This window comes from Thermoanaerobacter ethanolicus JW 200 (assembly GCF_003722315.1).
Classification (GTDB): domain Bacteria; phylum Bacillota; class Thermoanaerobacteria; order Thermoanaerobacterales; family Thermoanaerobacteraceae; genus Thermoanaerobacter; species Thermoanaerobacter ethanolicus.
Genome location: NZ_CP033580.1, coordinates 815,530 through 830,569 on the forward strand (window position 1 = coordinate 815,530; position 15,040 = coordinate 830,569).

At 33.4% G+C, this 15,040-nt stretch carries 13 protein-coding genes; 12 read left to right on the forward strand and 1 reads right to left on the reverse strand.

Going from position 1 to position 15,040, the window contains the following annotated elements:
* Positions 1 to 48 precede the first annotated feature (48 nt).
* Positions 49 to 1,152 carry a PfkB family carbohydrate kinase gene (locus tag EB239_RS03970; RefSeq protein ID WP_003869897.1) on the forward strand — a complete coding sequence of 368 codons (1,104 nt, stop codon included), beginning with the start codon at positions 49 to 51 and terminating at the stop codon, positions 1,150 to 1,152.
* Positions 1,149 to 2,072, forward strand: coding sequence for a pseudouridine-5'-phosphate glycosidase (locus EB239_RS03975; RefSeq protein ID WP_003869896.1), 924 nt, complete (start codon positions 1,149 to 1,151; stop codon positions 2,070 to 2,072). Before EB239_RS03970 ends, EB239_RS03975 begins: the two co-directional genes overlap by 4 nt.
* 14 nt (positions 2,073 to 2,086) lie before the next feature.
* Here the strand turns inward: EB239_RS03975 and tlp are convergent, their stop codons facing one another.
* The gene (gene tlp / locus EB239_RS03980) at positions 2,087 to 2,344 is read right to left on the reverse strand and encodes a small acid-soluble spore protein Tlp (protein ID WP_003869895.1); all 258 of its coding nucleotides are present in this window, start codon (positions 2,342 to 2,344) and stop codon (positions 2,087 to 2,089) included.
* Positions 2,345 to 2,500: 156 nt separating this feature from the next.
* On the opposite strand from tlp, the gene EB239_RS03985 reads away from it, so the two are divergent.
* From EB239_RS03985 to EB239_RS04030, 10 genes are all read left to right on the forward strand, one after another.
* Positions 2,501 to 5,206: a sigma 54-interacting transcriptional regulator gene (locus EB239_RS03985; protein WP_003869894.1), complete on the forward strand. Its 2,706-nt coding sequence runs from the start codon at positions 2,501 to 2,503 to the stop codon at positions 5,204 to 5,206.
* Between the two features lie 164 nt (positions 5,207 to 5,370).
* Positions 5,371 to 6,660, forward strand: a complete 1,290-nt coding sequence (locus EB239_RS03990) for a PTS sugar transporter subunit IIC (protein ID WP_003869893.1) — start codon at positions 5,371 to 5,373, stop codon at positions 6,658 to 6,660.
* A gap of 61 nt (positions 6,661 to 6,721) precedes the next feature.
* On the forward strand, positions 6,722 to 7,471 hold the full coding sequence (chbG, locus tag EB239_RS03995) for a chitin disaccharide deacetylase (RefSeq protein WP_003869892.1): 750 nt from the start codon (positions 6,722 to 6,724) through the stop codon (positions 7,469 to 7,471).
* Between the two features lie 27 nt (positions 7,472 to 7,498).
* Positions 7,499 to 7,810 carry a PTS sugar transporter subunit IIB gene (locus EB239_RS04000; RefSeq protein ID WP_003869891.1) on the forward strand — a complete coding sequence of 104 codons (312 nt, stop codon included), beginning with the start codon at positions 7,499 to 7,501 and terminating at the stop codon, positions 7,808 to 7,810.
* Between the two features lie 18 nt (positions 7,811 to 7,828).
* Positions 7,829 to 8,161, forward strand: a complete 333-nt coding sequence (locus tag EB239_RS04005; protein ID WP_003869890.1) for a PTS lactose/cellobiose transporter subunit IIA — start codon at positions 7,829 to 7,831, stop codon at positions 8,159 to 8,161.
* Positions 8,154 to 9,464: a 6-phospho-beta-glucosidase gene (locus EB239_RS04010; RefSeq protein WP_003869889.1), complete on the forward strand. Its 1,311-nt coding sequence runs from the start codon at positions 8,154 to 8,156 to the stop codon at positions 9,462 to 9,464. The genes EB239_RS04005 and EB239_RS04010 overlap by 8 nt, the downstream gene beginning before the upstream one ends.
* A 97-nt stretch (positions 9,465 to 9,561) precedes the next feature.
* Positions 9,562 to 10,956, forward strand: coding sequence for a glycoside hydrolase family 1 protein (locus tag EB239_RS04015; protein ID WP_003869888.1), 1,395 nt, complete (start codon positions 9,562 to 9,564; stop codon positions 10,954 to 10,956).
* 148 nt (positions 10,957 to 11,104) lie between these two features.
* Positions 11,105 to 12,541: a PTS mannitol transporter subunit IICB gene (locus tag EB239_RS04020; RefSeq protein ID WP_003869887.1), complete on the forward strand. Its 1,437-nt coding sequence runs from the start codon at positions 11,105 to 11,107 to the stop codon at positions 12,539 to 12,541.
* 11 nt (positions 12,542 to 12,552) lie between these two features.
* Positions 12,553 to 14,607, forward strand: a complete 2,055-nt coding sequence (locus EB239_RS04025) for a BglG family transcription antiterminator (RefSeq protein WP_003869886.1) — start codon at positions 12,553 to 12,555, stop codon at positions 14,605 to 14,607.
* Positions 14,600 to 15,040 (forward strand): PTS sugar transporter subunit IIA, encoded by a 441-nt coding sequence (locus EB239_RS04030; protein WP_003869885.1) that lies wholly within the window; start codon positions 14,600 to 14,602, stop codon positions 15,038 to 15,040. The genes EB239_RS04025 and EB239_RS04030 overlap by 8 nt, the downstream gene beginning before the upstream one ends.

Below are 15,040 nucleotides of genomic sequence, written 5' to 3' on the forward strand. Positions count from 1 at the left end.
TACTTGCAAATGTTTGATAAACAAATAATTGTTTGGGAGTGTATTGATGTGGCATTGACACAGAGGGAAAAAGAGATATTGAGATTTATAAAGAAAAATCCAATGATTTCTCAAGAAGAATTAGCACAGCTTATGGGTATTAGTAGATCTGCTGTTGCAGGGCACATAGCAAACCTCATGAAAAAGGGCTTTATATTAGGAAGAGGCTATGTGGTGAGGGACTTTAAAGGTATTACTGTAATTGGAGGAGCAAATATAGATATAAAAGGTAAACCCTATTCAGAGCTTAAGCAGCATACTTCAAATCCGGGACACATAAACATAGCACCTGGTGGTGTAGGAAGAAATATTGCTCACAACCTTGCACAGCTTAGCTTACCTGTTACGCTTTTGAGCGTTGTGGGTAATGATGATGAAGGAAGAAGGCTTCTTGAGGAGACAAGGCAAGCAGGGGTAAATGTTGAACAGATTGTAATTTCAAATACAAGGCGTACAGGTATATATCTTGCCATTCTTAATGCAATTGGTGATATGGATGTGGCTCTTTCGGGAATGGACATTTTAGAAGAGTTAAATATACAATATCTTGAGTCCAAGATGGAAGTTATAAAAAATAGTGAGATTGTAGTTTTTGATACAAATATTCCCAAAGACAGCATCAAATATATTGTGGAGCTTTGCTACAATAATAATATTCCTGTAGTGGCAGAGCCCGTTTCCATCGACAAAGCAAAAAAATTAATAGGTGTACTTGACAAAATCGATTATGTAACTCCAAATAAAGAAGAACTTGAATCGATATCTGGAGTTAAAATAGCAAATGATGAGGATATGAAAAAAGCAGTTAAATATTTAAGACAAAAAGGTGTCAAAAATGTCATAGTAACTTTAGGAGAAAGAGGGGTATATATTTCTTCAGAAGAAGTTGAAAAATTTATAGAACCATATCAAGCCGAAATTGTTGATGCTACAGGTGCAGGAGATGCTTTGACGGCTGGCTTGGTCTATGGTATTTTTAATGGCTATACTCTGGATGTATCGGCAAAACTTGGTCTTGCTGCGGCATCTCTTACAATATCCTCACCTTATACAGTAAATCCATTTTTAAATGAAAATCAATTAAAAAATATAGTAAAGGAGATTGTAAAATGAATAAGTTTATTGATTTGTCAAAAGAAGTTAAAGAAGCAATGGAAGAAAGGAAGCCTGTTGTTGCACTTGAGTCCACTATAATATCTCACGGAATGCCTTATCCGGAAAATATTGAGACGGCTAAAACTTTGGAGAATATTGTAAGAGAACATGGAGCTATACCTGCTACAATTGCCATTATAAATGGAAGAATAAAAATTGGTTTAAGCGAAGAAGAACTCGAATTTATGGGAACTTCAAAAGAAATATTAAAAGCTAGCAGAAGGGATTTACCCGTAGTTTTAGCAAAAGGACTTAGTGCAGCGACTACAGTTTCCGCAACAATGATTTGTGCAAATCTTGCAGGCATAAAAGTGTTTGTTACAGGAGGTATAGGAGGTGTCCACAGAGGAGCAGAACAAACATTTGATATATCAGCTGATTTACAAGAACTTGCAAATACAGACGTAGCAGTTGTATGCGCAGGTGCAAAGGCAATACTTGACCTTCCTCGCACTCTTGAATACCTTGAAACCTTTGGGGTTCCTGTGGTAGGGTTTAAAACTTCAGAGTTTCCAGCTTTTTATACAAGAGAAAGCGGACTTAAAGTTGATTATAAAGTTGATGACGAAATAGAGGCTGCAAAAATTATAAAGACAAAATGGGATTTAGGCCTCAAAGGTGGAATTTTAATTGCAAATCCTATTCCAGAAGAATATGCCTTGGATAAAGCTTATATAGATAAAGCTATAGAAGATGCTCTTTATGAGGCAGAAAAGCGAAAAATAAAAGGTAAAGAAATAACACCTTTTTTGTTGGATAAAATAAAAGATTTGACACAAGGTGAAAGTTTAAAAGCTAATATTGAACTTGTCAAAAATAATACCCATGTAGGTGCTAAAATTGCCATTGAATTAAATAAATTGTATAAAGAGGCGTAATCCGCCTCTTATACCTACTTTCTGTCGTTGTCGTGTACTTCATCTATTATTTCTTCTCTCATGTTTTGTATACTTGTGAGCCTATTTTTGTTTTTCTGTTTAATCCTTTCTATTTCTTCAGGAGAAAGTTCTTCTGCGTGTAATTTTAAGTAATCTTCTGCTTCTCTATAATTTTCTATAGTATCGTGTATCATCTGTTGTAATTTCTCTACATTGTCTGAGCGGTCATCCGGCTTTGGAGGTTTTGTGTATTTATCATTTTCCTTTGCCATAACATCACCCCAATTTTAAAATTTCTTATATTTATTTTGTTCAGTAGCAACATTTATATGTATTGCAAAAAAGCATATTTTTAAGGTTAAGTGTTTTAAAGTGTATTATTTTTTTGTCTTTTATGATAAAATGTATCATAAAAGGGGGCGAAGGATGTGAAAAGAATTGATAAAGTTTATAATTGTCTAAAGGAATTGTGCAATAAGCAATTGGCTGAAAGAGGAGAAGTAGTGGGAGTTTCAGCTATGGAAATTGCACATGCCCTTAATATACAAAGAACAAATGCTTCCAGCGATTTAAATACCCTTTTTAGAGAAGGAAAAGTTATAAAAGTTGAAGGTAAACCAGTTTTGTATAAGGTTAAAGAACTTGATATGGTTTCTGATGAAAGTGATATAGTAGTGAAAGATGTATTTGACAGCATAATAGGAGCTAATTTAAGCCTTAAAAATGCCGTACAGCAAGCAAAGGCTGCTATAATTTACCCACCTAATGGTCTTCATACGCTTTTGCTTGGGGAGACGGGTACTGGCAAATCCATGTTTGCAGAAGTCATGTATAGTTTCGCAAAAGAAATTGGGAGAATAAAAAGAAACGCTCCTTTTGTGACTTTTAACTGTGCTGACTATGCTAATAATCCGCAACTTTTAATGTCACAACTGTTTGGAGTGAAAAAAGGAGCGTATACAGGTGCCGATAAGGATAGAATGGGCCTTGTTGAAAAAGCAGATGGTGGCATACTTTTTCTTGATGAAGTCCATAGACTTCCTCCAGAAGGACAAGAAATGCTTTTTTACCTGATTGATAAAGGACTTTATAGGAGGCTTGGAGAATCTGAAACACAACATAAAGCAAATGTTTTAATAATATGCGCTACAACAGAGAACATTGAGTCTACTCTTCTTAGGACTTTTATAAGGCGGATACCAATGGTGATTAAATTGCCGGCTTTAGCAGAAAGAACATATGAAGAAAGATTTGAACTTATTAAAAATTTCTTTAGAGAAGAAGCAGCTATTATTAACACTGATATTATGATCACTTCAAATGCTCTAAAAGCTCTTTTGCTTTATGAGTGTCCTAATAATATAGGTCAACTGAAAAGTGATATAAAACTTTCAATTGCAAAAGCTTATCTTGGATACATGATGAAAAGAGATAAAGGAGTATGCGTGCATACTGAAGATTTACCTGAGTATGTTAGAAGAGGATTGTTTAGGTATAAAGAGTCAAAAGATGAGATTGATAAATTTATGACAGGAGATATAATAAAGTTTTCATCCGATAATGCTACTCCTGTTATCCAACAGAATAATCAGATATTCAATTTTTATGAGGCGCTAGAAGAAAAAAGGAAAGCTTTGGAGCAAAAAGGACTTAACGAAAGTGATATAAAACTCATCATGAGTATTGATATAGAAACATATTTGAAAAAGTATCTCTTAAATCTGGATAAAAATAATTTGGAGGAATTATATAAAGTAGTAGATAAAAAGATTGTCAATATAGTAAACGATTTTTTGAATTACGCTAGTAAAAGACTCAATAGACAGTTCAGTGATAAAACCTTATACGGCCTTTCTATGCATGTAGCCAGTTCTGTTGAAAGAATACTAAGTGGCAAAGATATTGTAAATCATCAGCTGGAAAATATAAAGAAGGTGTATGAGAAAGAATTTGAAGTGGCAAATGTTTTGAGAGAAAGGGTCCAAAAAGAGTTTAACATAAAAGTACCTGATGATGAAGTGGGTTTTGTTACAATGTTTTTATGTCTTGAGGAGGAAACAAAAGAAAAAGACGAAAGAGTAGGCATTATTGTTGCAATGCATGGAGAAGCCGCTGCTACTTCCATTGCGGAGGTTTCCAACAGGCTTTTAGGTGATAATTATGTAATTGGTTATAATATGCCACTTGATCAAAAACCAGAAGTTGCGTTAAATAATTTAACTAATATTGTAAAGAGAGCTGACAAAGGAAGAGGCGTATTACTCCTTGTTGACATGGGTTCCCTAGTATTATTTGGTGACATGATATACGAAAGAACAGGAATACCCGTCAAAACAATTGAAATGGTTTCTACTCCTATGGTTTTAGAGGCAGCAAGAAAGGCAATCCTTAACGCATCTTTAGAGGAAGTGTATGATGCAGTTGTCAATTTTAGTCCTTATGTGGGAAAAATCTATAAAGACAGCGTTAAATTTGAAGATTCTCTTAAAAAGAATGTTATCATAACTGCTTGTATAACTGGTGAAGGGACAGCAGTTAAACTTAAATCAATACTTGAAAAAAACCTTGACTTAAAAGAGAAAGATATTCATATTATTCCAATTGAAATTGAAAATAAAAGAGAATTTAGAAGAAAACTACTCAACATCAAAGAAGAAAAAAATATTTTAGCTGTTGTAAGTGCTATAAATCCACAGGATGATTCTATATTGTATATTTCTACATCAGATGTGTTTGATAATGATAAATTATCTGTATTGAAAAATAAAATTGAAGCTCTTTCGCAAATTGAGGTAATTGATAACATGAAGGAGGTCATAAGAGAAAATATAAAGATAGATTCAGAAAAGTATATATCTTCTTTTAAAAGATTTTACGCAGCTTTAATAAGAGAAGGAATAAATTTAAATGAAGAGATTACAATAGGATTAATACTTCATCTTGCTTGTGTAATTGAGCGTATATTACAAGGGAAACAATTAATACACATTAAGGATACACAAGAATACATTAAGAATTATCCAAAAGAGTTTGATATTATAAAAAAAGTTATAAGGATTATCGAAGAAGGATGTAGTGTAAAAATTTCAGACGAAGAATGTGTAAATATGATGAAAATAATCTATTCACTTTAATACACATATGTGTATTGAATACGTTTTTAAACGATACACATTGAAACGGATTTGATATGATATCATCATTCAAGGCGGAAAAGCAAGAGTCCGCGGGGCAAGTGCTATTTGGCATGACTTCTGCATAAAATATAGTGCAAAAATTTAAAAAAGGAGTTGGTCTAATGGATACATTTATTAATTTTCTTGACAGATATTTTATGCCTGTAGCAGGTAGACTTGCTGAACAAAGACACTTAAAATCGATTCGTGACGGAATAGTTGCAACAATGCCATTACTTCTCATTGGGTCATTCTTCTTAATTATAGCTTTTCCGCCTATACCTGCTCTTGAAGCCCTTGTTAAACCTTATGTCAATGATTTGTTAAAAATAGTCAATGCAACATTTGGGATAATTGCTATGGTTGCATCTTTTACAATAGCTTATTCACTGGCAGGAACATATAAAATAGATCCTGTAGCTTCTGGAGTATTGAGTTTGTCGACTTTTATGTTGTCAGTACCTTTAACACAAGATGGTAACATTCCTCTGAGTTGGATGGGAAGCCAAGGGTTGTTTGTTGCAATGATCATAGCAATTTTTACAGTAGAAGTCCAAAGGAAATTTGTAGAGAAAAATTTGATTATTCGTATGCCTGAAGGAGTTCCACCCTCTGTCGGTAGGGCTTTTGCGGCATTAATTCCTGGTGCTGTAATTATTACCTCTATTTGGATAATACACATGATACTAATTAAAACAATCCATTTAACAATACCGGAAGCTATTAATAAATTAATTGCTATACCTCTTATGAAGCTGGGTTCTACACTTCCTGCGGTAATACTTGCCATATTAGCAATTCAATTCTTGTGGAGCGTAGGTATTCATGGAGCTGCATTAGTAGGAGGAATTTTGGGACCGATATGGCTTACTTTTACTCAACAAAATTCAGCTGCTAAAATTGCTGGAGAAAAAATCTTGCCTAATATTGTATGTCAACAATTTTTTGATATATTCGTTTATATAGGTGGTTCTGGAACAACTCTTGCGTTGGCTTTGCTCTTACTATTTGCAACAAAATCAGAACAATTAAAAGCAGTAGGTAAGGCTGCTATTGGACCTGGTATATTCAATATAAATGAACCTATAACATTTGGTATGCCAATAGTTATGAATCCAGTCATGATTGTGCCGTTTATATTAGCTCCTATTTCTGCAGGACTTATCACATACATAGCGATGGCGTTGAATTTAGTGGCAAGACCTTATGCTTTAATTCCTTGGACGACTCCTGTATTAATTAGTGGTTTCTTAACAACGGGAGATTGGAAAGCTATTATTTTACAGATTATAAATTTTGCTGTAGCTGGAGCAATTTATTATCCTTTCTTGAAACTATGGGACAATAAGAAATATGAAGAAGAGCAGCAATTGAAAAAAGAAGAAGAAAAATTAGCTGAGACGAAGGCATAATGATATATCCTGAGAGGCGTTGCCTCTCAGGATATATATTCCATAAAAAGGAGTGGTACAGATGAAATATCTAATTGTAAATGCTGATGATTTTGGGCTGACAAAAGGAGTTAATAAAGGAGTTGTTGAATGCTATAAAAACGGTATTTTAAGAAGTACTTCTATAATGTGTAATATGCCTTATGCTAATGAAGCTTTACAAATAAAAGAATTATGTCCAGATTTGGGTTTTGGAATACACATAACTCTAGATGCTGGTAAACCGTTGAGTAGTGCTGGAAAAGTAAATACCTTGATAGATGAAAGAGGGTATTTTAAAAGAGGCTTTCCACATTCTTTAGATGATGCTGATGTGGATCAAATCAGAACAGAAATAGAAGAGCAGATTAAAAAAGCTTTTTCTTTAGGGGTTTCTATCACTCATATGGATAGCCATCATCATGTGCAAAGTCATCCCAAGGTAATAGATGTATTTATAGAAATGGCTCACAAATATAACTTACCTGTACGATCTACTCCATTGGATAGGGAAATAATTATTAAAGCTGGTTTAAAAACAGTTGATAATTTTATTTATAATTTCTATGATGAAGGTGTTAAAAAAGAAAATTTATTGTCTATATTAGGTAGTATAGAGGAAGGTATAACAGAAATAATGAGCCATCCAGCGTATGTAGACAACGAATTAATGAATATTTCGTCTTATAATACAAAAAGAGAAATTGAAAGAACAATATTGACTGATAAAGATGTTTTACAATTTATTCTGAATAATAACATTTTATTAGTTAACTATTCGATATTAAAATAAGTTTAAACTAAAAGGAGGGTATATACAATGAGGATTCTATTAATCTGTGGTGCAGGAATGTCTACAAGTTTGTTAGTTGAAAAGATGAAAAAAGAGGGAGAAAAAAGAGGGATGAAAGACTTATACATTTTTGCAGAAGCAGCAGATAATTTAGAAAAAGTAATAGATGATTACGATGTTATATTATTAGGTCCTCAAATTAGGTATAAAGAAAAGTATGTTTCAGAACTTGCAAAAGAGAAAAACAAAGTATATAGAGTAATTCCACCAAACATATATGGGATGATAGATGGAGCCAAAACATTGGATTTAGCAATTGAGGCGCTGAAAAACAAATAAAGTTTAGGAGGCAGAAAAATGGATCTTGAACAAATTGTTTTTACTATCATATCTCATGCAGGGAATGCACGAAGCAATTCTTTTGAAGCATTAAAGCATGCGCGTGAGGGTAATTTTGAGGAGGCCGAAAAGTGGTTAAATAAAGCAAGTGAAGAGCTTTTAGAAGCTCATCACGTTCAAACGGATATGATACACAAAGAAGCGGCGGGAGAAAAACAGGAAGTTACACTTCTTTTAGTACATGCAGAAGACCATCTTATGAATGCAATTCTTGCAAAGGAATTGATAACGGAAATGATTGACTTGTATAAAGTTATTTATCAAACAAAGGGGGCAACTTTTAATGTTTAAAAAGGATTTGAAAATTGCTGTAATTGGAGGGGGTTCTAGTTATACCCCCGAACTTATCGAGGGCTTTATCAAGAGGTATAATGAACTACCAGTTAAAGACTTATATTTAGTAGATATAGAAGAAGGGAAAGAAAAACTTGAAATTGTTGGTGGCCTTGCAAAAAGGATGGTAGAAAAAGCCGGCATAGGGATAAACATTCATCTGACTCTTGACAGGCGTGAAGCCATAAAAGGTGCAGATTTTGTCGTTACTCAGTTTAGAGTAGGAGGAATAGATGCCAGAATCCGAGATGAAAAAATTCCTCTAAAGTATGATGTTATAGGTCAGGAAACAACTGGACCCGGTGGTTTTGCAAAAGCCCAGAGGACAATACCCGTTATACTGGATATATGCAGAGATATAGAAGAACTTGCGCCGAACGCATGGCTTATTAACTTTACGAATCCTTCAGGAGTTATAACAGAAACGGTTTTAAAACATACAAATGTAAAAGCTATTGGCTTATGCAATGTACCGATAGGCATGGTATATGGTGTTGCGCAACTTTTGAATGTTGATCCAACGAGAATTTATATAAATTTTGCTGGTTTGAATCATTTAGTATGGGGTACTCATGTATATTTAGATGGTATAGAAAAAACTGATAAACTAATTGATACTTATGCTACTGCAAAATCTTTAACAATGAAGAATATTCCTGAATTACCTTGGGATCCTGAATTTATAAAATCACTTGGTATGTATCCTTGTCCATATCACAGATATTATTATTTGACTGACCAAATGCTTGAGGAACAAAAAAGAGAAGTTGCCACAGTAGGTACAAGAGGAGAAGTTGTTAAAAAATTAGAGCAAGAATTATTTGAATTATATAAAGATCCAAATTTAAATATAAAACCGCCGCAATTAGAAAAAAGGGGAGGAGCTCATTATTCTGATGCTGCTTGCTCCCTGATAAGTTCAATATATAATGACAAAAAAGACATACATGTGGTCAATGTGAGAAACAATGCTACAATCGCAGATTTGCCAGATAATGTGGTGATAGAAACAAATGCAATAATAGATAGAAATGGGGCTCATCCGATAAATATTGGACATGTGCCAGCGAAAATAAGGGGTTTAATGCAAGCAGTAAAAGCCTATGAAGAACTTACTATAGAAGCAGGGGTAAAAGGGGACTATTATACAGCTTTACAGGCGTTGACAATTCATCCATTAGTACCTTCTGCGACTGTTGCTAAAAAAATTCTTGATGATATACTTGAGCAAAATAAAGAATATCTGCCACAGTATAAATAGAAATATTGCTGATTTTACAAAATAATTTTTTCCGTTAAATTACTTTTTCCTTTTTAAATAATATTTTGGATTATCTTGCGCAAGGAGGAAAATAATTATGGCTAAAGAATATAAATTTCCTGAAGGATTCTGGTGGGGGTCTGCAACGTCAGCAGTACAAATAGAGGGAGCTGCATATGAAGATGGAAAGGGAATGAATGTATGGGATTATTGGTATAAAAAAGAGCCAAATCGCTTTTTCGATAGAGTAGGTCCAGATTTGACATCTGATTTTTACCACAGATACAAAGACGATATAAAACTGATGAAAGAACTTGGACATAACTCTTTTAGATTTTCTATTTCATGGTCGCGATTGATACCTGGTGGTGTTGGTGAAGTCAATAAAAAAGCCGTAGAGTTTTATAACAATGTCATTGATGAGCTTATAAAAAATGATATAGCACCGTTTGTTACGCTATTTCACTTTGACATGCCTATAGAAATGCAAAATATAGGAGGTTTTGAAAATAGACAAGTAGTAGAATATTTTGCTGAATATGCTAAAACATGTTTTGAGTTGTTTGGAGATAGAGTCAAAAGGTGGATTACATTTAATGAACCAATAGTTCCTGTATTAGGTGGGTATTTGTATAATTTCCATTATCCAGATATAGTAGACTTCAAAAGAGCGTTACAATTTGCATATGGCACAGTATTGGCAAGTGCGAGGGCAATAGAGGAATTTAAAAAGTTACAAATAGAAGGAGCTAAAATAGGTATTGTTTTAAACTTAAGCCCTGTATATCCTAGGAGCAGCCATCCAGCGGATTTAAAAGCCGCAGAGATTGCAGATTTATTCCATAATAGAAGTTTTTTAGATCCATCTGTCAAAGGAGAATATCCTAAAGAACTTATTGAACTTTTAAAATCATACAATCATCTGCCAGAGTATTTGGATAACGACTTAGAATTAATTAAAAATAACACTGTGGAATATTTAGGAGTAAATTATTATCAACCAATTAGAGTTAAAGCTAGGGAAAATATGCCAAATCCATATGGAGTATTTACACCTAATTGGTTTTATGATGAGTATATTATGCCAGGAAGAAGAATGAATCCTTATAGAGGATGGGAGATATATGAAAGAGGAATATATGACATAATGATAAATTTAAGAGATAATTATAGCAATATAGAGTCTTTTATTTCGGAAAATGGAATGGGAGTTGAAGGAGAAGAGCGTTTTACAAAAGATGGAATTATCCAAGATGATTACAGGATAGAGTTTATAAAAGAACATCTAAAGTGGCTCCATAAAGCAATTGAAGAAGGATGTAATGTTAAAGGATATCATTTATGGACTTTTATGGACAATTGGTCTTTCTTAAATGCTTATAAAAACCGTTACGGTCTTGTATCTGTCGATCTAAAAACACAAAAAAGAACTATAAAGAAAAGTGGATATTGGTATAAAGAATTGTCCGAAAACAATGGATTTGTTGATTAATTATAACCGGCTTTTCGCCGGTTATTTTTTTATCTTCAATTTTGTCAAAGAAAACGAATGACAAAACTGATTTTCTTTGAATTGCATAAATGCATATAGGGGTTTACAATAATTATAGAAGAATAAATGCAAGAAGGAGGTAAAATTTATGCAAAACACTAATGCTTTCATAACTGGCGGCGGAAGTGTAAAAGCGAAGTTGCAAAGGCTTGGTGGCTTCTTGGCTGGCATGGTAATACCTAACATTGGTGCTTTCATAGCATGGGGACTTATTACTGCTTTCTTTATTCCAACAGGGTGGATTCCAAATGAACATTTGGCTAAACTTGTTGGACCTATGATAACGTATCTTTTACCAATTTTAATTGGCTATACTGGTGGTAGGCTTGTATACGATATAAGAGGTGGAGTAGTTGGTGCTATTGCAACAGCAGGTATTATAATCGGTTCATCTATACCGATGTTTCTTGGTGCCATGCTGATGGGTCCTTTGGGAGGCTATGTCATTAAAAAATTTGACGAGATTGTAGAGGGAAAAATCCCAGCAGGTTTTGAAATGCTTGTCAACAATTTCTCAGCAGGCATTTTAGGTGGTTTATTAGCAATTTTAGCATTTCTTTTCATTGAACCAGTGGTAAATGGAATTTCAGTAGGATTAGGTGCAGCAGCTCAATGGGTTACAAACAAAGGCTTATTACCTTTAATAGCAATTTTTATAGAACCAGGGAAGATATTGTTTTTAAATAACGCTATTAACCATGGTATATTAGCTCCTCTTGGAGTAGCACAAGTTAAAGAACTTGGAAAGTCAATATTCTTCTTGCTAGAGACAGATCCAGGTCCAGGTTTGGGGGTTTTACTGGCATATTGGTTCTTTGGAAAAGGCGATGCAAAACAATCAGCTCCAGGTGCTATCATAATACACTTCTTTGGCGGAATACATGAAATATATTTCCCCTATGTTTTAATGAATCCATCACTACTCTTGGCAGTTATAGGCGGTGGAATGGCTGCAGATGCGACATTTGTTTTGACAAAAGCGGGCTTGGTAGCTACACCTTCACCTGGTAGTATATTTGCAGAAATAGCTATGGCACCAAAAGGCGGATTACTTCCTGTACTTGCAGGTATTACAGTTGGAGCAGTTGTATCTTTCCTTATAGCATCAGTGATTGTTAAGAGAGCTAGTGAAGAGAGTATGTCTGCCGAAAGTATGACATTTGCACGTTCAGTAGTCAGTGGACTTAAAGCGCAAAGCAAAGGACAAAAAGTTGAAGAAATAAAGCCAAATGTACAAAAAATAGAAAGTATGCCTAAAATGATTGTTTTTGCTTGCGATGCTGGTATGGGTTCGTCAGCGATGGGAGAAACTATTTTAAAGAAAAAATTAAAAGAAGCAGGATTGGATATTGTAGTTAAGCATTCTGCTGTAAATCAAATACCAAAAGAGGCCGATGTTGTATTTACACAGGAAAACCTTGCAGAAAGAGCTTCTCAAGTTGTGCCAAATGCTAAAATTGTAACGGTCAAAAACTTTTTAGACAATACAGTCTATGATGAATTTGTAAAGAACCTTAAAAAATAAAATAAAAATTTATGGTGAAGGGTATGGAAGATCTAACTGTAAGACAAAAATTTATATTAAAAACTTTGATAGAGAAAGGTCCTTCTAATATAGAGGACCTTTCCAAGCTTATGGATGTAAGTGGAAGAACTATTATGAGAGAAATAGCCTCTATAAACAATAATTTAAAAAAATATAAAGCTGTTATTATAGAGGACAATGGACAAATCATATTAAAAGGAGAGGAAGAAGCGTTAGATAAAATCCATGCTTCTTTAGGCGCCATTCCTCTCCAATGGCTTTTAACTCCAGAGCAAAGACAAATATTGATGACAATACAATTGTTACTTTCAGAGGAACCCATAAAAGCTGCTTATTTTAGTTATCAATTTAATGTTGTAGAAGGAACTATAAGTCTCTATCTAGACAAAATAGAGGAATGGCTGAAAATGAGAAACTTATCTCTTATCAGAAGAAGAGGTTATGGGATTAAAGTAGAAGGAAGTGAATTAGATAAAAGAAATGCAATTGTGGAGCTGTTTTATAACTATAAACCCATAGAAGAACTTTTAGCTTTTGTCTATAATGATGAAAAAGACAAATATGTATACACATTTTTTAGTACAATTTTTGACAATGAGTTAGTTCAATTAGTGAAAAGAATTGCACAACAAATTAAGAATGTTATACATGATAACTTATCCGACTTAAATTACTTTGGGATGTTTGTACATTTACTTGTTTCTATTTACAGAACAAAAATAGACAAGCCAATACAGCTTAACGATGAATTTGTAAAAGACATTTTACTTTCTAATGAATTTATTTTCATGAAAGATGTAGAGAAAATATTGAAAGAAAATGAAGTATATTTGCCAGATACTGAATTGGCATATTTGGCTCTTCATTTAAGTCCCAAAAAATACGTCTATAAACAAAATAGATTTGAAGAACTTGGTATTTCCTTACAAGATTTATCAAAAGAGGTTGTGGAAGAAGTTTCTCGGCTTTTAAATATAAAGATAAATTATGACGAACAACTTATTGTAGGGCTGTCACAGCACTTTGAACCTGCTCTTTATAGATTGACAATGGGACTTCAGACTACCAATCCATTAGTAGAAGAAATTAAAAATTATTATGGTGATTTGTTTAAAGCAGTAAATAAAGCTTGCAAGTTAATTTTTTCTAAATATAATCTCATGATACCGGCAGAAGAGATTGGATATATCACAATGCATATTGGAGCTGCAATTGAAAGACAGCAAGCTTTATCAAAAAAATTAAGAGTTTTTATTATATGTCCAAATGGGATTGGCACGGCGAGAATATTATCAGCTAAATTAAAAACTCTTTTTAGAGAAGTTGATGCTATTGACATTGGGGCAATATGGGAGTATAAGAAAAAAGGTGATAACTATGATCTAATAATTTCTACAGTAAAGCTTGAAGAATTAAAAGATAATGTAATTGTGGTATCGCCTTTTTTGCCAGAAGAAGATATTAAAAAGGTAGAAGAGTTTATAGAGAAATATGTAGTCAAGAAAGAAAGAGAATTGACAGGGAATTTGCCGACGGTGGAGAGAAGACGAAATTTTGAAATAGCAGATGAAATACTTCGAAATTTGCAATTAAAATACGTGGAAACAAAAACTATTGCAGATTTAATAAAATTCATAGCAAAGGATTTATATGATTTAATGCTTACTGAAGATGCAAAAGAAATAGAAGAGCTAATCTTTAAAAGGGAAGCCATGGGCAATGTTGTCATACCAACCACCCACATTGCTTTAATTCATACAAGAAGTGACAAAATGGTAATGCCTTTTGTCGGTGTGTATAAACTAAAAACTCCATTAAAGATGAAAAGTGCTGGTTTTTCTTATGAAGAAGTAGATACTTTTCTTGTGATGTTAGCAAGGAAAACAGAAAGCAGTGAAATATTAGAGATGTTAGGTAAAATAAGTATTTCGCTTATAGAGGATAAAGCCTTTAATGAAATATTGAGGCTTGGCGATATCAAAGATATTAGAAATAGCTTAGTTACAATACTAAATGATACACAGGAGGCTTTGGAGGATGAATAAAGAAATACTAAACGAAAATAATATTGTATTAGATGTGCCATCAGAGTCTAAAATACAAGCTATTGAAAGAGTAGGGAATTTGCTTTTTAAAAATGGCTATGTTGAAAAAGAATATATAGAAGGTATGAAGAAAAGAGAAGAAGATGTAACGACTTATATAGGTAATGGTATTGCTATTCCTCACGGAGTTTCTGAGTATGTAAAATATATAAAAAAATCTGGAATAGTTATAGCGCAATATCCTAAAGGAGTAGATTTTGGAGATGGAAATATTGCCTATATTGTCATAGGAATTGCAGGTAAGGGAGATGAACATTTAGAGATATTATCAAAAATAGCGCTTACCTGCCAGTATGAAGAAAATGTCGAGAAATTGAAGAAGGCAAGGGCAAAACAGGAAATAATAGAAATACTTCAAAAAGGTGATGAATAA